Source organism: Tateyamaria armeniaca (genome assembly GCF_045797845.1).
In the GTDB taxonomy this organism is placed as follows: Bacteria; Pseudomonadota; Alphaproteobacteria; order Rhodobacterales; family Rhodobacteraceae; genus Tateyamaria; species Tateyamaria armeniaca.
On record NZ_JBHDIY010000002.1, the window covers coordinates 1,071,474 to 1,090,230 of the forward strand.

Below are 18,757 nucleotides of genomic sequence, written 5' to 3' on the forward strand. Positions count from 1 at the left end.
GAATTCCCTGCGAACATACCCGCAATCGAGGCAGACGCGTACATGTTTGAAACATCCAGAAAACCGCAGTCCAGCTTCGGAACAGCCATCGCATTGGCCGAGGTCATCTACCATTCCATCGTGCGCTCTGTGCGCAAGACCCACAACAACGCGTTCATGGCCATCGCGATGAACATGTTGCAGATGGTGATTTTTGTCATGGCGTTCTACGTCATGTTTTCGGTGCTTGGCCTGCGCGGGTCTGCAATCCGTGGCGACTTTCTGCTTTATATCATGACCGGCATCTTTCTTTATATGACCCATGCCAAGACGCTGGCGGCTGTCGTTGGGTCCGAAGGACCGGCAAGCCCGATGATGCTGCACGCGCCGATGAACACAATTGTGTCGATCTGTTCGGCGGCCCTTGGGGCGCTGTACATTCAGGTGTTGTCGCTGTTGATGATCCTGTTCATCTACCATGTGGCGTTCACGCCGATTTCTATCGACCAACCCTTTCCCGCCTTTGGCATGCTGCTGTTGGCGTGGTTCACTGGGGCAGCCCTTGGGCTGGTTCTGCTAGCGATCAAGCCGTGGTTTCCGACATTCGTGTCGATTTTTTCCCAAATCTATCAGCGCGCCAACATGATCGCGTCCGGCAAGATGTTCGTCGCCAATTCGCTGCCCGGTTTCATGCTCGCCATGTTTGACTGGAACCCGCTGTTTCACGCCATCGACCAGTCGCGTGGCTATACGTTCATCAACTACAATCCGCGTTACACGTCGTGGGAATACGGTTTCTGGGTCGGTGTGGTCCTTATCATGATCGGGCTGATGGGTGAGTTTTACACCCGACGCCACGCCTCGGCCAGTTGGGGCGCACGGCGGTAGGGGCGATGTCCTCTGTCTCCGACTATGCACGGCTTGCGCCGGACGTCATCGCAGCACATGCGACACTATCGGACGCCGAAATCTTCCACCCCGTGGCAGCGTTTTTGCCCAAGGTTCCGTCTACACTTCTCGACATAGGGGCCGGGATCGGGCGGACTGCCGCGTGGTTTGCAAGCCAAGGCGTGCAGGTGACGGCCCTGGAACCGGTCACAGAACTTCGCGCTGCGGGGCAAGCGCGCTTTGATACTCTGCCGTTTCGATGGGTTGACGATGAACTGCCGAACCTCAACCACACGACAGGGCTGAAAGAGCAGTTTGATACTGTCATCCTGTGTGGGGTCTGGCACCTGCTCCCGCCGGAACAGCGGGATACAGCCATGCAGAACATCCGCCACGTGACAGCGCCGCGCGGGCGGGTGCTGATGTCGCTGCGGCATGGCCCGGCACCAGACGGCATCACAACTTACCCGGTCGATGTGCGCAGTACGGTCAAATGCGCGCGGTCCTATGGGTTGAAAGCTGAATTCCAAACCACTGCACGTTCGGTACAACAGACGAACCGGACCAGGGGTGTCACATGGACCTGGCTGGTGCTGAACAAGACCTGAGACCGCTTAGTCGACCGTCGCCTTGGCTGCCAACCCCGCAAAAACCGCCGTTACGTCATCGGGCGTCGCGCGGTCCAACGCGCCATCGATGATCTCTTCACGGGTCCACAGCCAAGACTTTGCCGGATCGTGCAGCATGTCCCAGGCGCCAAACATACGTTCATCAACAGCCTCGGACGCAAGCACCCGGATATCCAGATGCCGGTCATCACCACGAATGCGCTCAAACGTCGCCGCGACCTGCTGTTCAGGCCCCTCCAACATCTGAAGGTAGATATCGGCCCGGCAGATCAATGCACCCGTGATTCCATCCCGTTTGTTGCAGCGCCGGGCGTCGAGCAGAATACCGGCCAGAACGGATTCATCGTAGCCAAATGGCTGGGACGCATAGATAAGGTGGGAAAGGCTCATGGCGCAGTCTCCTCTGTGCACAGATTTTACCTTAGCCCTGAACGGGCACAGAGTCTCAGGCGATCATCACAGCACAACCCGGCAGGTCAGATTGATCCGTCCGCCCTTGGGCAGCAGCGACGACGAACCAAACCTGATCCGGTCGACCCCGTGATAGGTCAGCCGCGCCGCACCTCCCATTACCACCACATCCCCGCTCTCCAGCCAAAGCGACTCGGTCTTGCCGCCGCGCGTCGTATTGCCGATGCGAAACAGACCCGCATCGCCCAAAGACACCGACAACACCGGCCAGTCAAAGCTCGCCTCGTCCTTGTCCTGATGCATGCCCATGCGGGCACCTTCGCCATAGTAGTTGATCAGGCAGCAGTCCGGGGCACGCGCCAACCCGGTCAATTCATGCCATAGGTTCAGCACAATGGGGGAATTGGCGGCCACGGATCACCGCTCGGATGATGAGGCGTGTATCGATATCCCGACCGATCTGCAAACCATCCCACCGCCCCCGCAGAAGTCATGCGCACCGACATCGGCTTGCCATAGGGCGTTTCCGGCGAAAACATCGGAGCGGCCCCCGCAACGTCGCGCACATCGCCCACCAATTGACGTTGGGTATCGGCGTCCAGATGGCCCTTGAAGATGTCAAAACCCCGAATGTTTGCCCGCATCGCCCCATATCCCGCCATAATGCGCAAATTTTGCCGGATTCAGCCCCGTCCGAACGGTTGCAGCGCCAAATGACCCTCCTTATATACGCCGCAGCGCGCTCGGAAACGTGCGCAAACTTTCGTGGCGTCGATGCCGACTTCGGGTCGCCGCTTCGTGTCATCGCCTTGAACTAGATAGAGGGATCGAAAAACATGGCCAAAGTCATTGGTATTGACCTGGGAACCACAAACAGCTGCATCGCCATCATGGATGGCAGCCAGCCCCGCGTGATCGAAAACGCGGAAGGCGCACGGACCACACCGTCCATCGTCGCATTCACCGAATCCGAACGCCTTGTCGGGCAGCCCGCCAAACGGCAGGCGGTCACCAACCCCGACAACACGATCTTTGGCGTCAAGCGCCTGATCGGCCGCCGCAATGACGACGCGGATCTGGCCAAGGACAAGAAAAATCTGCCCTTCAACGTGATTGACGGTGGCAATGGCGACGCATGGGTCGAAGCCCGCGGCGAAAAATACTCGCCCAGCCAAATCTCTGCCTTCATTCTCGGGAAAATGAAGGAAACCGCCGAGAGCTATCTTGGCGAAGACGTAACGCAAGCGGTCATCACAGTTCCTGCCTATTTCAACGACGCCCAGCGTCAGGCGACCAAGGACGCAGGCAAAATCGCCGGCCTCGAAGTGCTGCGGATCATCAACGAACCGACAGCCGCCGCGTTGGCCTATGGCCTCGACAAGGAAAACTCGCAAACCATCGCGGTCTATGACCTTGGCGGCGGTACGTTCGACGTGACCATCCTCGAAATCGACGATGGCCTGTTCGAAGTGAAATCGACCAACGGCGACACGTTCCTTGGTGGTGAAGACTTTGACATGCGCATCGTGAATTACCTCGCCGAGGAGTTCAAAAAAGAGCATGGCGTCGATCTGACAGCTGACAAGATGGCCCTGCAGCGTCTGAAAGAGGCAGCAGAGAAAGCCAAGATCGAACTGTCCTCGTCCAGCCAGACAGAAATCAACCAGCCCTTTATCTCGATGGGCAGCAACGGCCAGCCGCTGCACATGGTGATGAAACTGACCCGCGCGAAACTGGAATCGCTGGTCGGTGACCTGATCAAAGCCTCGATGAAGCCCTGCCAGGCTGCGTTGAAAGACGCGGGCCTCTCTGCAAGTGACATCGACGAGGTTGTTCTGGTCGGCGGTATGACCCGCATGCCCAAAGTGGTTGAAGAAGTGACCAAATTCTTCGGTAAAGAGCCCCACAAGGGTGTGAACCCTGACGAAGTCGTTGCCATGGGTGCCGCGATCCAAGCCGGTGTTCTGCAAGGCGACGTCAAGGACGTCGTTCTGCTCGACGTGACGCCGCTGTCGCTCGGGATTGAAACGCTGGGTGGTGTCTTCACCCGTCTGATCGACCGCAACACCACGATCCCAACGAAGAAATCGCAAATCTTCAGCACGGCGGAAGACAACCAGAACGCCGTGACGATCCGCGTGTTCCAGGGTGAGCGCGAGATGGCGTCCGATAACAAGATCCTCGGTGCGTTCAACCTTGAAAATATCCCGCCTGCCCCGCGTGGTATGCCCCAGATCGAAGTGACCTTTGACATCGACGCCAACGGCATCGTGTCTGTCGGCGCCAAGGACAAAGGCACCGGCAAGGAACAGCAGATCACGATCCAGGCCTCGGGCGGACTGACCGACGAGGACATCGAACAAATGGTCAAGGACGCCGAGGACAATGCCGAGGCGGACAAAGAGCGTCGCGAGCTGATCGAGGCGAAAAACCAGGCCGAAAGCCTCATCCACTCGACCGAAAAGTCGATGGAAGAGCATTCGGACAAGGTCGACCCGACCACGATCGAAGCGATCGAGCTGGCCATTGCCGCGCTCAAGGACGATTTGGAAACAGACAATGCCGACAAGATCAAATCCGGCATCCAGAACGTGACCGAAGCGGCCATGAAACTGGGTGAGGCGATCTACAAGTCGGCTCAAGAAGACGGCGAAGCGGACGAGCCTGCCGGCGCGGACGAACCTCGCAATGCGGACGACGACATCGTGGATGCCGAGTTCGAAGACCTGGACAACGACAAGCGCGCGTAATCTGCGTGGCTGACGGAACCAATCACGAGGCCGGCCCACACAGGCCGGCCTCAGACGTTCCAGCAAAGGACATGATCCATGGCAAAACGTGACTATTACGATGTTTTGGGCGTCAAGAAAGGCGCAAGCGCAGACGAAATCAAAAAGGGCTACCGCGCCAAGGCCAAGGAACTGCACCCGGACCGCAACGCGGATAAACCCGACGCAGAAGCGCAGTTCAAAGAGGCCAACGAGGCCTATGACGTCCTGAAAGACCCAGACAAGAAAGCGGCCTATGACCGTTTTGGCCATGCTGCGTTCGAAGGTGGCATGGGCGGCGGCGGGCGGCCCGGTGGCGGCTTTGGCGGCCAGCAGGGCGACTTTGGCTCGGCGTTCTCAGACGTGTTTGACGACCTGTTCGGCGACTTCATGGGCGGCCAGCGCGGTGGCGGCGGTGGTGGACGACGGGCCGCACGCGGCTCTGATCTGCGCTACAACCTGCGCGTCACACTTGAAGACGCCTATTCCGGTCTGCAAAAAACCATCAACGTCCCAACATCCGTCGGGTGTGACAGCTGTGATGGATCGGGCGCAGAAGGTGGCTCCGAACCCTCCACCTGCCCCACATGTTCGGGCATGGGCAAGGTACGAGCGCAACAGGGCTTTTTCACCGTTGAACGCACTTGTCCGACCTGTTCCGGCATGGGCCAGATCATCCAGAACCCCTGCAAATCCTGCGGCGGCGCGGGCCGGGTCGAAAAAGACCGCTCATTGTCCGTGAACATCCCCGCGGGTGTCGAAACCGGCACCCGCATCCGCCTTGCAGGCGAGGGCGAGGCAGGCATGCGCGGCGGGCCATCGGGCGACCTTTACATCTTCATCGACGTGGCGACGCACGACCTGTTCGAGCGTGATGGCAACAACCTGTTCTGCCGCGTGCCTGTGTCTATGAGCGCGGCGGCCCTGGGTGGCTCCATCGAAGTGCCCACCATCGACGGTGGCCGTGGTCGCGTGCAAATCCCCGCCGGGTCACAATCGGGTCGCCAGATGCGTCTGCGGTCCAAAGGCATGCCCGCCCTGCGTGGCGGCGGAAATGGCGACATGTTCATCGAACTGGCCGTCGAAACGCCGGTGAACCTGACGAGCCGCCAAAAGGAACTTCTGCGCGAGTTTGAAGAGTTGAGTTCCGAGAACAACCCGGAATCCTCTAGCTTCTTTTCGTCGGTCAAATCCTTCTGGGATTCGATGAAAGGCTAAGGCAGCCGGAAAACATCGTTGTGTAAGATGGGCAATATTGCCCATCTTGCCATTATGCGCCTCACACTCGACTCAACAACGCTACGCCGTCTCTTTGTAACCGACCTGCGCGCTTTTCAGGCCTACCGCAACGATCCGGTCGTCGCTGAATTCCAAAGCTGGGACCAGATGGACGATGACCGGGCCTCCGGGTTCCTGCATCATAGTGCGACAGTGACGCCGCTGATGCGCCCCGACAACTGGACCCAGATCGCCGTTGCAGACACCGAGACAGATGCGCTCTTGGGCGACATGGGTCTGCATCTGTCAGCGGACGGTTCAGAGGCTGAACTGGGCATTACCCTCGCCCACGCCGCTCAAAAGCACGGCCACGCCACCCGTGCAGTTGCGATGGCGGTTGGTTTCCTCTTCGACGCAACAGCTATCACAGGCATCACTGCCTGGGCAGACATCCGAAATATGGCGTCCTGCCGCCTGATGCAGCGCGCTGGGTTCACCCAGAACGGGGTCGAGGTGACGGATGGTGTCACCGAAGCCGTCTTTGTGCTGAAACGCCAAGATGGATAACATCCGATCTCTTTCTGCTGCGCATTAACCAGTCGCTAACCACCACGCGGCAAGGTCAGGGTATGACACATTTCGCTGAACAGCCCCTGCCCTTTGACATGGACGAGGCCGCGCCCGTTTCGCTGCCCAAGGGGCGCATGCCATCTTACATGGCTGATCACCGCAAGCGTCTGCGCACCCGGTTCATGGACGGCGGGGCCACTGCCATGCCCGACTACGAAATGCTGGAACTGGTGCTGTTTCGCGCCATCCCGCGTCAGGATGTGAAGCCACTGGCACATCTGCTCATGGCCGAATTCGGCGACTTCAATCGAGTGGTATCCGCCCCCGCAGAGCGGCTGCGCGGGATTAAGGGGGTTGGGGATGCAGTGATCGTTGAGCTTAAGATTATCGAAGCCGCTGCACAGCGCCTCGCCCGCGCCAAAGTCTTGAATGCACACGTGATTTCCAGTTGGGATGCATTGGTCGATTACTGCCACACCACCATGGCGCACCGTGAAACTGAACAGTTCCGCGTGCTGTTTCTGGACCGCAAGAACGTGCTGATCGCGGATGAGGAACAGGGCAAAGGCACCGTCGATCATGTGCCCGTCTATCCGCGTGAGGTGGCCAAACGGGCGCTTGAACTCAACGCCTCTGCGCTGATCCTCGTACACAACCACCCGTCGGGCGATCCGACGCCCAGCCAGTCCGACATCGACATGACAAATCAGATGGAAAACGCCTGCGGGGCGCTTGGGCTGACCTTGCATGACCACCTGATTGTCGGAAAATCCCGCGAACTCAGCTTCAAATCCGAAGGCTATCTTTAGGTCTCAGCGCACCCACACTTCAACCCGCCGGTTGGCTTGACGCCCCCATGCACTGTCGTCACAGGCCATGGGCAGCGCCTCTCCGAAAGCGTCGACATCCATCTGAATGCGGTCGAAATTCACGGTCTCCGCCGCCGCGATCACTGCCCTGCGCACAGCCTCGGCACGCCGCAAAGCAATGTTGCGATTGGCTGTTGCCGGGCCATCCCCGTCGCTGAACCCGACCAACAACATCTGGCGGGCATCATAGGTCCCCTGCTCAAGTGCGCGCGCCAGTTGTTGCACGTTGGATCGCGATTGCGCGTCCAGACGCACCGACCCCGCCTCGAACCGGAATGAGGTTGTCAAACGCGCCATTCCATACAACGTCCGGGTCATCCGCTGCAGCTCTTCCAGTGACACTTCAGGCCCCGCAGAGGTGACTGCATTGGCAAATCGGTACCCCTGATCGTTGATCGACACCTCCTCAGGAGCCTGATCGACAAAGCCCGCGCGGCGAATGACGATCTGGGCGGACGATCCGCGCATATAGGCGAGCAATTCGCGCGCGACTTTGGGCAACCGTCGGGCCGGGATGTAAAGAAACATGGGCGCGGTCAGCGGATAATCTTCGGTCTTGATCGTGCCCCGCGCCGCAGACAGGGAAAACCCGCACGCGCCCGTCAGGGTCAGCGCACGGCCATTGCCCGTTTCGGCGTAACTGGCGATCCCGATGGCAAAAGGATCCGCCAAGACGGCATTCACCACGTCCCCGGCGCGGTCATGCCGCACGATGCCTTCTGCGAAGGGCAGATTGATCGGGCCCATCACCTTGTCCTCGACTGACTGGCCCAACCCGGTGCGCGCGCCCGGCAGATGCAGTGAAATCGGTGCATCTGCCCCGCCCAGAACGGACCAGTTGGTAATACGCCCGGCAAAAACCTCGGCCAATGCCTGCGGTGAAATCTGGTCTACGGGGTTTGACGGCGACACAATCGGCACCATCGCGTCCAGCGCCAGAACGCGGCTGCGATTGGCCGCTGTCATGTCGCCCATACCAGCCTCGCGGGCGCGCTGGCGTTCGTCGGGTCGGATTTCGCGCAAGGCCATGACGATGTCGGCGTCGTTGGCTAGTAGGTCGGCAAACCCTTCGTCTGTGGTGGACGCTTGAATATAGAACCGTGCCACGGCCTTGTCCGTGCCCGCATCCACCAGCACATAGACAAAGCCAAAGGGCTCAAGAGGTTCACGGCGCACGTCATAGTCGTTGCGCAACGCGAACCCTTCGATCAACGCGGGGATCAGAACCGCGCCCATGGTCGAGGAGCCTGAAATCGACACCTCGGCCACAAAGTCCTGCAAATTCGGGCAGGCGGGTCCCTCGCACAGCACGCCCGATCCGTCGACCGTCAACTCGCCATAGACCGTTTCGATGCGATAAAATTCGCCGTCAAAGCCAAGCAACGTGCCGCTGAGTTCAACCTGCCCGTCTGGCGAGGTCAGCGTCACATCCTGCGCAGCAAGTGCTGTGCCCCAAAAAGAAAGTGCGGCGAAGATCGCCGCACGTGCCCAAGCCATAAAGTGCCCTTTGTCGCAACGGTCAGTTGCTGGCGACTTTCAGGTCTGAGACAAGATTGTTCAACACCAGAAAACTACCAACTGCATCGCATTCCGGCACAGACAGGGTCAGGTTGCGCGTTTTGAGCGCGTCCGACCCGCTCATTTCCAACGATTGCGCTTCAATTTCGAGGCCGCAATTGTCCGCTGTCACTTCGGTTTCCACGCTCATGTCGATCACGCCGGGGCGTGCGGACATCAAGCGGGGGAAAGTGTAGATTTCCGCCATCAATGGGTCGACCGACAGAGTGTCCCCGAGGCGGGTGATCATACCGTTGGCACCGGATGCAAATCCTTCGGCATTGGGCGTGCTGCCCGACCACAGGTGTCCCGGCTGGCCATATTCAGCGCCAAATTCGCGTGCATGCAGTTCAAAGCCCGCATTGCCACGCCATTGCAGGACAACACGATCATATTCTGCCACATCGGCGACAGTGGTTTGGGTCACCGCACCGTCACCACTGGAAAACGCCATGATGAACACGGCTTGTTCCGCCAATGCAGGCACTGTGAAGGATGCCTCACCAGCATCGTCCGTCACTTGCGTGAACATCATGCCATTGTGGTGCACGGTCAGCCGTTCGTTGGGTGCGCAGGGCGCGTCCAAGGTCACGGCAACCATCGCACCGGCGGCTGGCGCAGCCTGTGCTGAGATTTCGCAAGCGGGGGACAGTGCAACACTGTCCGGTTCCGGCGGCATCTCTTCAACTGTGACGGATGCCAATTCAACGGTCGCGTCTGTTTGCGGAACGGATACGTCAGCGGTCTCGCTGGCCGATGTCAGTTCAATTCCCTGTACCTGAAGCAGAATGTCGCTGCTTGCTGCCACGTTCAGGGCAACGTCGTTTCCATCGGGTGCGTTGTCCAGAACCGGGCGGGCCTGTGCCCCATACCGTTCCTGCGCTGTTTCGCTGCTTTGCATGACGAAACCGATCCCAACGGCGATCGCCAACGTGCCTGCACCCGTCAATACTTCTTTTAAATGTTTCATTTCCCACGTCCCTTCCACGGACTTCCCTGGGAGGATGAGTCGCACTGCAAAAGGGCCGGGTTATGACCGGCGCGCGGAGTCTTTGGGGCAGGAATGGGGCAGGCGGCTTAGGTCAGCCGCCCATGACAGTGCTTGAATTTCTTGCCCGAACCGCAGGGGCAGGGTTCGTTGCGACCCGGGTTGCCCCACGTGGATTGATCGTTTTCATCAAACCCGTTTTCCAAAGCCTCGGCCGTCGGGGCGGGGGGCGCATTATCCTCGGCCACTTCGGTTGCGGCACGTTGCTGTGCCGCAATGTCGGCCAACATCTGTTCGCGTTCCTCGTCCGTCATCGGGCGGATCATGGCCAGCTTCTGGGTCACCTCGGTGCGCAGGCTGTCGAGCATGGACTCGAACAACTGGAACGCCTCGTTCTTGTATTCATTCAACGGATCACGCTGCGCATAACTGCGGAACCCAACGACCGAGCGCAGGTGTTCCAGCGTCAACAGGTGTTCGCGCCACTTGCCGTCGATGGCCTGCAACAGCAATTGCTTTTCGATGCTGCGCATGTTTTCGGGGCCAAAGGCCTCGGTCTTTTGCGCCATCAGGGCATCGCTCGCCTCGATCAGACGTTCGCGCATCTGTTCGTCGTCGACACCCTCTTCATCGCCCCACGCAACAACCGGTGCGTCCACGCCAAGATGTTCCAGAACCGCTTTGTGCAGACCCTCGGTGTCCCACTGATCGGCATAGGTGTTGGGCGGCAGATACTGGTCCAGCAGATCATCGATCACCTGATCGCGCATGTCAGCGGTGATTTCCGACAGGTCTTCGGCCTCCATGATGTCGCGGCGCTGGGTAAAGATCACCTTGCGCTGTTCGTTCATCACGTCGTCAAATTTCAAAAGCTGCTTGCGGATGTCAAAGTTGCGGCCTTCGACCTTGGCCTGCGCGCGTTCCAGCGACTTGTTCACCCACGGGTGCACAATCGCCTCGCCCTCTTCGAGGCCAAGCGTCTTGAGCACCTTGTCCAGACGGCCCGAGCCAAAGATGCGCATCAAATCGTCTTCGAGGCTGAGGTAGAAGGACGTGCGCCCGGCATCCCCCTGCCGCCCGGACCGGCCACGCAACTGGTTGTCGATCCGCCGGCTTTCGTGGCGTTCGGAGGCCAGAACGAACAAGCCGCCCGCTTCCAGCACCTTCTTGTTCTCTTCAGCGTGTTCTGCCTCGATCCGGGCGCGCAGCGCCGCCGGGTCCGCATCGGGTTCTGCCGTGATCGCCTCAAGCACTTTCATCTCGACGTTGCCGCCAAGCTGAATGTCAGTTCCGCGTCCGGCCATGTTGGTGGCGATTGTCACCGCGCCGAGCTTGCCTGCATCGGCGATGATCTGCGCCTCTTTCTCGTGCTGGCGGGCGTTCAGGACGTTGTGCGGAATGCCTTCGGCGTCCAGCATTTGCGAGAACATCTCGGACTTGTCGATGGACGTGGTGCCGACAAGGGCGGGCTGACCCTTTGCGTGGGCTTTCTTGATCTCTTCGATCATAGCTTTGTATTTTTCGGCAGCGGTCCGATACACCTGATCGTCTTCGTCTACGCGTGTGATCGGCTTGTTCGTGGGCACTTCGACCACGCCAAGCCCGTAGATTTCGCGGAATTCCTCGGCTTCGGTTGCCGCGGTGCCGGTCATGCCTGCAAGTTTGTCATAGAGACGGAAGTAGTTCTGGAAGGTGACAGAGGCGAGCGTCTGGTTCTCGGGCTGGATCTTGACGCTTTCCTTGGCCTCGATCGCCTGATGCAGACCGTCTGACAGACGGCGACCCGCCATCATACGGCCGGTGAATTCGTCAATCAGGACAACTTCGCCGTCGCGCACGATGTAATCCTTGTCCTTGCGGAACAGCTTGTGCGCGCGCAGGCCTTGGTTCACGTGGTGCACGATGGACGTGCTTTCGGGATCGTACAGCGAGGCGCCTTCTTCGATCAGGCCACGGGACCGCAACTGCTCCTCAAGAAACTCGTTGCCCTCATCGGTAAAGGTCACGCTGCGTTGCTTTTCATCCAGCTCGAAATGGCCTTCTTCGATCAGGGGGATGATCGCATCGATGGTCACATACATCTCGGACCGGTCCTGCAGCGGGCCCGAGATGATCAGCGGCGTGCGCGCCTCGTCAATCAGGATGCTGTCGACCTCGTCCACGATGGCGTAGTTGTGACCGCGCTGGACCATCTGGTCGATGGACGGTTTCATGTTGTCGCGCAGGTAATCAAAGCCCAACTCGTTATTGGTGGCATATGTCACGTCGCACGCATAAGCGGCGCGTTTGGAGTCCTCGTCCATGCCCGCAATCGCCACGCCCGTGGTCATACCCAGCGCGGAAAAGACCTTGCCCATCCATTCGGCATCCCGCTGCACGAGGTAGTCATTGACCGTCACAACGTGCACACCCTTGCCGGTCAGCGCATTGAGGTAGCAGGAAAAGGTCGCTGTTAGCGTCTTGCCTTCACCCGTCTTCTGTTCGGCAATGTTGCCCTGATGCAGGAAAATCGCGCCCAGCAACTGCGTGTCATAGGCGCGCAGACCCAGCGTCCGACGCGCAGCCTCGCGGCAGTTGGCGAACGCTTCGGGCAGCAGGTCATCAAGGGCTTCGCCACCCATCGCGCGTTTGGCCAGTTCCTCGGTTTTGTCCTTCAGACCTTCGTCGCTGCGGGCCTGTGCCTCGGCCTCAAGCGCGTTGATCTGCTCGACCAATGGTCGCGTCGCCTTGACCTTGCGGTCGTTTGGCGTGCCAAACACCTTCTTGGTGAGGGTTTTGAAACCGAGCATGCGTTCTCCAGCCGATCAATTCATGTTCAACAGCAATTGCTTGCCGGGCGCGCGCCAAGCCCATAGATACGGTCAGGCAAAAACGGCCCCAGCCGCGTCCATAGGGCGATGTAAGGGTCACGCCAAACCGTGTCAATGCACGCCCCCGCCGCGTGCCCAGCCCAAGGACTTATGATTCATGAAACACCTACTTTCTTTGCCCGCGCTGGGCCTTGTTGCCGCCATGGCACTGCCTGCTGCGGCACAGGATGCAGACCAGGTCGTTGCAACTGTGAACGGCACGGACATCACAATCGGGCACATGATCGTGGCGCGCGCCACCTTGCCCCAGCAATTTCAGGAATTGCCCGACGAAGTTTTGTTCAACGGTATCCTCGAACAACTGGTGCAGCAGACCCTGCTCGCCCAATCCTTTGACGGCGAGCTGCCCAAACGCGCGCAACTGTCGCTGGAAAACGAAACCCGGTCCCTGACCGCAGGCGAGACGCTGGAACAGGTGTTTTCGACCGCGCTGAACCCTGTAGCAGTGCAGTCCGCATACCAGGCCCGCTTTGAAGGGGCTGAGCAGGCGCAGGAATACAATGCCTCGCATATCCTCGTCGAAACGGAAGAGGCTGCACTCGCCGTGAAGGAAGAGATCGAGAACGGCGCGGACTTTGCCGCCACCGCGCGCGAAAAATCAACCGGCCCGTCCGGCCCCAATGGCGGTCAATTGGGCTGGTTCGGCACGGGCGCCATGGTCCCGAGTTTCGAGGCGGCCGTGATCGCGCTGGAAGTCGGTGAGGTGTCAGCGCCCGTGCAAACGCAGTTTGGCTGGCACGTCATCATTCTGAACGAAACCCGCGTGCAGGAACGCCCCACGCTTGATCAGGTCCGCCCCGAGATCGAGGAAGAATTGCGCGCCGCCGCTCTCGAAGCGCGGATCGAAGAACTGTCCGCTGACGCCGAGATCGATCAGTCCGGGGCCGAAGGTGTTGACCCTGCGATCCTCAAAGATCTGGCACTGGTGCAGTAAGTATGGCCAAAATCACCAAGGTTTCGCCGCTGGCTCCGGCGGCGTTTCCCGATCTGCCTGTTATTGATGGCGTCACCTTTTCCACTGTTGCGGCGGGTGTGAAATACACAGGCCGAACTGACGTGATGCTGGCACACTGCGTGCCGGGCACGACAATTGCCGGGACATTCACGCGGTCTGCCACACGGTCAGCCCCGGTTCTGGATTGTCAGGCAAAGCTGGGCGGCCCATCGGATGACGGGGCCGCCATTCTTGTCAATTCCGGCAACTCGAATGCGTTCACGGGCCGCAACGGGCTTGCTGCAACCGATGCCATTGTGCAGGCGACCGCGAAGGCCACAGGCATCCCGGCCGCGCGCGTGTTTACCGCTTCGACCGGCGTTATCGGAGAACCCCTGCCTTTTGAGCGGATCACGGCAAAGCTGTCCGAGCTGAACGATACCCTGTCAGCGGACAGGATGGCGGATGCGGCGCGGGCGATCATGACGACCGACACCTATCCCAAAGGCGCATCCGCAACATGCGACATCCATGGCAAAGAGGTGAAAATAGCAGGCTTTGCCAAGGGCAGCGGTATGATCGCCCCGGACATGGCGACGATGCTGGTCTACATTTTCACCGACGCGCGGATCAATCAGGCCGCGCTGCAGGCACTCACGTCACAGGCGTGTGACGAGACGTTCAATTGCATCACTGTCGACAGCGACACATCGACCTCTGACAGTTTGCTGGTCGCAGCCACCGGTACAAGCGGCGTGGATGCAACAAGCGATCCCGGGTTCCAAGCGGCCCTGCATGACGTCATGCTGGACCTCGCCCACCAGGTCGTGCGGGACGGCGAGGGGGCAACAAAGTTTGTCGAGATCGTGGTGACCGGCGCGGTGGATAATGCCAGCGCCAAGACGCACGGACTGTCCATCGCCAACTCTCCGCTGGTCAAAACGGCCATCGCGGGCGAGGATCCCAACTGGGGTCGCGTGGTCATGGCAGTGGGCAAATCGGGTGCGCCTGCAGATCGCGACACTCTGTCCATCTGGTTTGGTGACACCCTCGTGGCCGAAAACGGATGGGTCAGCCCGGATTATGTCGAGGCGGACGCCGCAGCCCACATGAAATCCGATCACATCCGTATCCGCGTGGATTGCGGGATGGGCGACGGGACGGCAACAGTCTGGACCTGCGATCTGACGCACGGGTACATCGAAATCAACGCTGATTACCGCTCGTGAAGGTTGTTCTGGTTTCTGCCGTTGCGCTGATTGACACCGACGGGCGCGTGCTGCTGGCACAGCGCCCCGAGGGCAAATCGATGGCTGGCCTGTGGGAATTTCCGGGCGGCAAGGTCGAGGCCGGCGAAACACCCGAAGTCGCCCTGATCCGCGAGCTGGAAGAAGAGTTGGGGATCAACACCTGGCAATCGTGCCTCGCCCCCCTCACCTTTGCCAGCCACAGCTATGACAGCTTCCATTTGCTCATGCCGCTATTTGCCTGCCGAAAGTGGGAAGGCACGCCGCAGTCGAAGGAAGGTCAGACACTTAAATGGGTCAGACCCAATGACCTGAAAGCCTATCCAATGCCTGCCGCAGACGTTCCCCTGATCCCGATTTTGCGGGATTGGCTGTAAATTCGCGGGAATTTGTCCACATTTTGCATAAAAAGTGTCATTTCCATGACATTGTTGATGACTTTTCACCTTTTAATTGTGCACAATGAGAACAGGTTTTTCTTGGGGAGGAAGAACAATGATACGGACCATCGCAATGGGCACTGCGATTTTGGTGCAAGGGATCTACGTCAAGACTCTGCCGGACGGTCGTGTGACTGTTCGAGTGGACGGCGCGCAGTTCTCCGGAAAACCTATTTCTCAGGCCGCCTGACGCATCTTCAGACTTATCTCGTGAAAAAGGGGACAGTGCTCACTGTCCCCTTTTTCGTGTTCTGTCGGATATGACGCCTTAGTCGAGCGAGCGCGAAATCTCTTCCCGCTCAAAGATCTCGATGACGTCCTTGGGCCGGATATCATCGTAGTTCTCAAACGCCATCCCGCATTCCTGACCGGACTGCACTTCGGCCACTTCGTCCTTGAAGCGTTTCAGCGTTTTCAGCGTACCTTCGTGGATCACCACGTTGTCGCGCAGCAAACGGACACCCGCACTGCGGCGTGCAACGCCTTCGGTGACCAGACAGCCAGCGACCTTGCCCACGTTGGACACCTTGAAGACCTCTTTGATCTCGGCATAGCCGATAAAGGTCTCGCGGATTTCGTTGCTGAGCAGGCCGGAAGCCGCGGCTTTTACGTCGTCGACGAGGTCGTAGATCACCGAATAGTACCGGATTTCGACACCCTTCTGGTTCGCCGTGTTCCGGGCAGAGGCATTCGCACGCACGTTAAAGCCCATGATGGGCGCGTTTGACGCCTCGGCTAGACCCACATCTGTTTCGGTGATGGCACCCACACCCGAATGCAGCACGCGCACGCGCACCTCATCGTTGCCGATTTTCTCCATCGCCTGAACAATGGCCTCGGCAGAACCCTGCACGTCGGCCTTGACCAGAATGGGCAGTTCGCTGACATCCTCGTCGGCCTTGGCATTCGCCATCAGCTGTTCGAGGGTTGTCGCCGCACCTGCCGCCGCGCGTTTGTCCTTGGCAGCGTTTGCGCGGTATTCCGCGATTTCACGCGCCTGCGCTTCGGTTTCGGTCACGTTCAGCACGTCGCCCGCTTCGGGTGTGCCGTTCAGGCCCAGAACCTCGACAGGCACCGATGGACCCGCTTCCTTGACGCGTTCGCCCTTGTCGTTGATCAGCGCACGGACCTTACCGTACTGCTCACCCACAACAAAGATGTCGCCCTGGCGCAACGTGCCGTTCTGAATCAGAACTGTAGCGACGGGGCCACGGCCCACGTCCAACTGTGCCTCGATCACGGCACCTTGGGCGGCGCGATCCGGGTTCGCCTTCAACTCCAGCAGTTCAGATTGCAGGGCAATCGCCTCAAGCAGTTCATCAAGACCCTGACCGGAAATGGCCGAGACTTCGACGTCCTGCACTTCGCCAGACATCTTTTCGACGATGACTTCGTGTTGCAACAGATCCGTACGCACCTTGTCCGGGTTGGCAGCAGGCTTGTCGATCTTGTTGATCGCGACGATCATCGGGACTTCGGCCGCTTTGGCGTGCGCAATCGCCTCGATCGTCTGCGGCATCACTGCGTCATCCGCAGCAACCACCAGAACGACGATGTCCGTAACCTGCGCACCGCGCGACCGCATCGACGTAAAGGCCGCGTGGCCGGGTGTGTCGAGGAAGCTGAGCAGCGCGCCGCCATCGGTTTTCACCTGATAGGCACCGATATGCTGCGTGATACCGCCTGCTTCGCCTGCGACAACCTTGGCGTCGCGAATGGCATCAAGCAGTGATGTCTTGCCGTGGTCCACGTGGCCCATGATCGTGATGACCGGTGGGCGTGGGATCAGATCAGCCTCGTCATCAACGATTTCCTTGATCACGTCCTCAACGTCGGCATCGGATACACGTTGGATGTTGTGGCCAAATTCTTCGATGATCAGTTCGGCAGTGTCCGCATCAATGGTTTCGTTCTGCGTGACCATGAGGCCCATTTGCATCAGCGACTTGACGACGTCACCGACACGCTCGGCCATACGGTTGGCCAGTTCGGACACAACGATTGCCTCGGGCAGCGCGACGGTACGCGTGACCTTTTCACGCTCGACCGTGCCACCCATCGCTTTTTGACGGGCACGCTCTTGCTTGCGCTTCATCGCAGCCATTGAGCGTTGACGACCACCTTCGCCACCGGCCAACGCCTGGTTGAGCGTCAGCTTGCCAGAGCGGCGTCCATCGTCGCCCTTGCCGCGCGTATTGCGTTGCTCACGTTCGCGGTCCTGTTTGCGCGGTGCAGCAGAAGGCGCTGGTGCCTGACGCTGGGCCGGTTTCGCATTTTCCGTCGGCGGAGGTGCGGCAGCAGCCTGCGCGGCCGCTTCGGCCTCGGCGACCTTGCGCGCGTCTTCTTCGGCCTTGGCCTTCAGACTCTCCTCGCGCTCTTTCTCTTCGCGCTCCTTGGCCTCCATTTCGGCCCGGCGGCGCTCGCGTTCTTCTTCGCGTGCCTTTTCGTCGGCCTCGCGTTGTGCGGCCTCTTCGACCTCACGCGACTTGGCCGCCTGCAATGCCTTCATGCGGCGGTCCATTTCGGCGTCGGTAATGCCCGCTGGACGACGGCTCGGGTCACCCCCGGCCGCAGCAGCGCCCGCCGCAGGTTTTGCCGCACCCGGTTTGGGCACGACGACCCGCTTGCGCTTGGTCTCGACGACGACATTCTTGGTCCGTCCGTGGCTGAAACTCTGTTTCACATTGCCCGGACGCGCGCCACCGCGCAGACCCAGTGTCTTTTTCCCGTCTGTATCGCTCAAAGCTCGTCTATCCTTCCCGGCGACCGTTGCCGCCGTCATTTTCGCGCACACCGCGTAAACGGTTGGCTTCCTCTACAACACGTTGCGTGAGTCCACCAGAGGCGAGCGCGCCATGTATCACAGTTTGACGCCCAAAGGCCAAACCCAGTTCATCAGCCGTCAACCAGCCGATATACGTTCCAAAATGCGGCGTGCTCAGTTTGGACTTGCCACGTCCAGACCCATCCACCGCTTGTATCAACACCTGCGCTTCTTCCATCTGAAGCCAGGCTTTGACTTTCTCGTAGCCAGCAACGGCCTTGCCCGACTTGCGGGACAGGGCAATCAGGTCAACGACCCGTCGTGCCAATTGCCGCTCGACCTCGTCAACAAGGCCATCCGGCACCTGCACGGGCATCTTGGCTCCCCGCGCAAACAGCTTTTTCGCCACTGCCTTGTCCAGCGCTGCACGATCCGCCGCAACATAGATACCTCGACCCGGCAGCTTGCCTGCAATGTCGGGCACAATCTGTGCATCCGGCCCAACCACAAACCGAACCAACCCGTATTTCGGCTGCACCTCACCTGTCGCAATACACTTGCGTTCAGGTCCATCCGACCGGTCCTTTGAGACGCCACCGCGACCCATGAGGCTGCCCCGAGGCCT

15 protein-coding genes and 1 pseudogene are annotated in these 18,757 nt (G+C 59.7%); 9 read left to right on the forward strand and 7 right to left on the reverse strand.

Going from position 1 to position 18,757, the window contains the following annotated elements:
• Positions 1 to 42 precede the first annotated feature (42 nt).
• A complete protein-coding gene (locus ACERZ8_RS05330) occupies positions 43 to 867 on the forward strand; it encodes an ABC transporter permease (RefSeq protein WP_407591104.1) in 825 nt (274 codons plus the stop codon).
• A 5-nt stretch (positions 868 to 872) separates the two neighbouring features.
• On the forward strand, positions 873 to 1,475 hold the full coding sequence (locus tag ACERZ8_RS05335) for a class I SAM-dependent methyltransferase (RefSeq protein WP_407591105.1): 603 nt from the start codon (positions 873 to 875) through the stop codon (positions 1,473 to 1,475).
• Between the two features lie 6 nt (positions 1,476 to 1,481).
• On the opposite strand, the gene ACERZ8_RS05340 is transcribed toward ACERZ8_RS05335, so the two are convergent.
• Together ACERZ8_RS05340 and ACERZ8_RS05345 are read right to left on the reverse strand one after the other, a co-directional pair.
• On the reverse strand, positions 1,482 to 1,886 hold the full coding sequence (locus ACERZ8_RS05340; RefSeq protein ID WP_407591106.1) for a BLUF domain-containing protein: 405 nt from the start codon (positions 1,884 to 1,886) through the stop codon (positions 1,482 to 1,484).
• A gap of 66 nt (positions 1,887 to 1,952) precedes the next feature.
• A pseudogene (locus ACERZ8_RS05345) lies at positions 1,953 to 2,551 on the reverse strand (alpha-ketoglutarate-dependent dioxygenase AlkB family protein).
• A 192-nt stretch (positions 2,552 to 2,743) separates the two neighbouring features.
• Between ACERZ8_RS05345 and dnaK the strand changes: the two are divergent.
• From dnaK to radC, 4 genes are all read left to right on the forward strand, one after another.
• Positions 2,744 to 4,657 carry a molecular chaperone DnaK gene (gene dnaK, locus ACERZ8_RS05350; RefSeq protein ID WP_407591107.1) on the forward strand — a complete coding sequence of 638 codons (1,914 nt, stop codon included), beginning with the start codon at positions 2,744 to 2,746 and terminating at the stop codon, positions 4,655 to 4,657.
• 78 nt (positions 4,658 to 4,735) lie between these two features.
• Entirely contained in the window at positions 4,736 to 5,893 is a 1,158-nt protein-coding gene (gene dnaJ, locus ACERZ8_RS05355) for a molecular chaperone DnaJ (protein WP_407591108.1), read from the forward strand.
• Positions 5,894 to 5,947: 54 nt separating this feature from the next.
• Complete coding sequence (locus tag ACERZ8_RS05360; RefSeq protein WP_407591109.1) at positions 5,948 to 6,460, forward strand: GNAT family N-acetyltransferase; 513 nt, start codon at positions 5,948 to 5,950, stop codon at positions 6,458 to 6,460.
• A 62-nt stretch (positions 6,461 to 6,522) separates the two neighbouring features.
• Entirely contained in the window at positions 6,523 to 7,272 is a 750-nt protein-coding gene (gene radC / locus ACERZ8_RS05365) for a RadC family protein (RefSeq protein ID WP_407591111.1), read from the forward strand.
• Positions 7,273 to 7,275: 3 nt separating this feature from the next.
• On the opposite strand, the gene ACERZ8_RS05370 is transcribed toward radC, so the two are convergent.
• The 3 genes from ACERZ8_RS05370 to secA form a co-directional block, all read right to left on the reverse strand.
• Positions 7,276 to 8,829 (reverse strand): substrate-binding domain-containing protein, encoded by a 1,554-nt coding sequence (locus tag ACERZ8_RS05370; RefSeq protein WP_407591112.1) that lies wholly within the window; start codon positions 8,827 to 8,829, stop codon positions 7,276 to 7,278.
• Between the two features lie 22 nt (positions 8,830 to 8,851).
• Positions 8,852 to 9,859: a hypothetical protein gene (locus tag ACERZ8_RS05375; protein ID WP_407591113.1), complete on the reverse strand. Its 1,008-nt coding sequence runs from the start codon at positions 9,857 to 9,859 to the stop codon at positions 8,852 to 8,854.
• A 107-nt stretch (positions 9,860 to 9,966) separates the two neighbouring features.
• Positions 9,967 to 12,666: a preprotein translocase subunit SecA gene (secA, locus tag ACERZ8_RS05380; RefSeq protein ID WP_407591114.1), complete on the reverse strand. Its 2,700-nt coding sequence runs from the start codon at positions 12,664 to 12,666 to the stop codon at positions 9,967 to 9,969.
• Between the two features lie 178 nt (positions 12,667 to 12,844).
• Between secA and ACERZ8_RS05385 the strand changes: the two genes are divergently transcribed.
• Genes ACERZ8_RS05385 through mutT form a run of 3 tightly spaced genes read left to right on the forward strand, consistent with a single transcriptional unit; the run spans position 12,845 to position 15,305 of the window.
• A complete protein-coding gene (locus ACERZ8_RS05385; protein WP_407591116.1) occupies positions 12,845 to 13,681 on the forward strand; it encodes a peptidylprolyl isomerase in 837 nt (278 codons plus the stop codon).
• Between the two features lie 2 nt (positions 13,682 to 13,683).
• Entirely contained in the window at positions 13,684 to 14,910 is a 1,227-nt protein-coding gene (gene argJ / locus ACERZ8_RS05390; RefSeq protein ID WP_407591118.1) for a bifunctional glutamate N-acetyltransferase/amino-acid acetyltransferase ArgJ, read from the forward strand.
• Positions 14,907 to 15,305 (forward strand): 8-oxo-dGTP diphosphatase MutT, encoded by a 399-nt coding sequence (mutT, locus tag ACERZ8_RS05395; RefSeq protein WP_407591119.1) that lies wholly within the window; start codon positions 14,907 to 14,909, stop codon positions 15,303 to 15,305. Before argJ ends, mutT begins: the two co-directional genes overlap by 4 nt.
• A 331-nt stretch (positions 15,306 to 15,636) precedes the next feature.
• On the opposite strand, the gene infB is transcribed toward mutT, so the two are convergent.
• Together infB and ACERZ8_RS05405 are read right to left on the reverse strand one after the other, a co-directional pair.
• On the reverse strand, positions 15,637 to 18,111 hold the full coding sequence (gene infB / locus ACERZ8_RS05400) for a translation initiation factor IF-2 (RefSeq protein ID WP_407591120.1): 2,475 nt from the start codon (positions 18,109 to 18,111) through the stop codon (positions 15,637 to 15,639).
• Positions 18,112 to 18,118: 7 nt separating this feature from the next.
• Complete coding sequence (locus tag ACERZ8_RS05405; RefSeq protein ID WP_407591122.1) at positions 18,119 to 18,739, reverse strand: RNA-binding protein; 621 nt, start codon at positions 18,737 to 18,739, stop codon at positions 18,119 to 18,121.
• Between the last annotated feature and the right edge of the window lie 18 nt (positions 18,740 to 18,757).

What these genes read in the sequence shown, in the direction of transcription:
- ACERZ8_RS05330 (WP_407591104.1), top strand. Translation starts at nt 43, where the DNA reads ATGTTTGAAACATCCAGAAAACCGCAGTCCAGCTTCGGAACAGCCATC.
- ACERZ8_RS05335 (WP_407591105.1), top strand. Translation starts at nt 873, where the DNA reads ATGTCCTCTGTCTCCGACTATGCACGGCTTGCGCCGGACGTCATCGCA.
- ACERZ8_RS05340 (WP_407591106.1), bottom strand. Translation starts at nt 1,886, where the DNA reads ATGAGCCTTTCCCACCTTATCTATGCGTCCCAGCCATTTGGCTACGAT.
- dnaK (WP_407591107.1), top strand. Translation starts at nt 2,744, where the DNA reads ATGGCCAAAGTCATTGGTATTGACCTGGGAACCACAAACAGCTGCATC.
- dnaJ (WP_407591108.1), top strand. Translation starts at nt 4,736, where the DNA reads ATGGCAAAACGTGACTATTACGATGTTTTGGGCGTCAAGAAAGGCGCA.
- ACERZ8_RS05360 (WP_407591109.1), top strand. Translation starts at nt 5,948, where the DNA reads ATGCGCCTCACACTCGACTCAACAACGCTACGCCGTCTCTTTGTAACC.
- radC (WP_407591111.1), top strand. Translation starts at nt 6,523, where the DNA reads ATGACACATTTCGCTGAACAGCCCCTGCCCTTTGACATGGACGAGGCC.
- ACERZ8_RS05370 (WP_407591112.1), bottom strand. Translation starts at nt 8,829, where the DNA reads ATGGCTTGGGCACGTGCGGCGATCTTCGCCGCACTTTCTTTTTGGGGC.
- ACERZ8_RS05375 (WP_407591113.1), bottom strand. Translation starts at nt 9,859, where the DNA reads ATGAAACATTTAAAAGAAGTATTGACGGGTGCAGGCACGTTGGCGATC.
- secA (WP_407591114.1), bottom strand. Translation starts at nt 12,666, where the DNA reads ATGCTCGGTTTCAAAACCCTCACCAAGAAGGTGTTTGGCACGCCAAAC.
- ACERZ8_RS05385 (WP_407591116.1), top strand. Translation starts at nt 12,845, where the DNA reads ATGAAACACCTACTTTCTTTGCCCGCGCTGGGCCTTGTTGCCGCCATG.
- argJ (WP_407591118.1), top strand. Translation starts at nt 13,684, where the DNA reads ATGGCCAAAATCACCAAGGTTTCGCCGCTGGCTCCGGCGGCGTTTCCC.
- ACERZ8_RS05405 (WP_407591122.1), bottom strand. Translation starts at nt 18,739, where the DNA reads ATGGGTCGCGGTGGCGTCTCAAAGGACCGGTCGGATGGACCTGAACGC.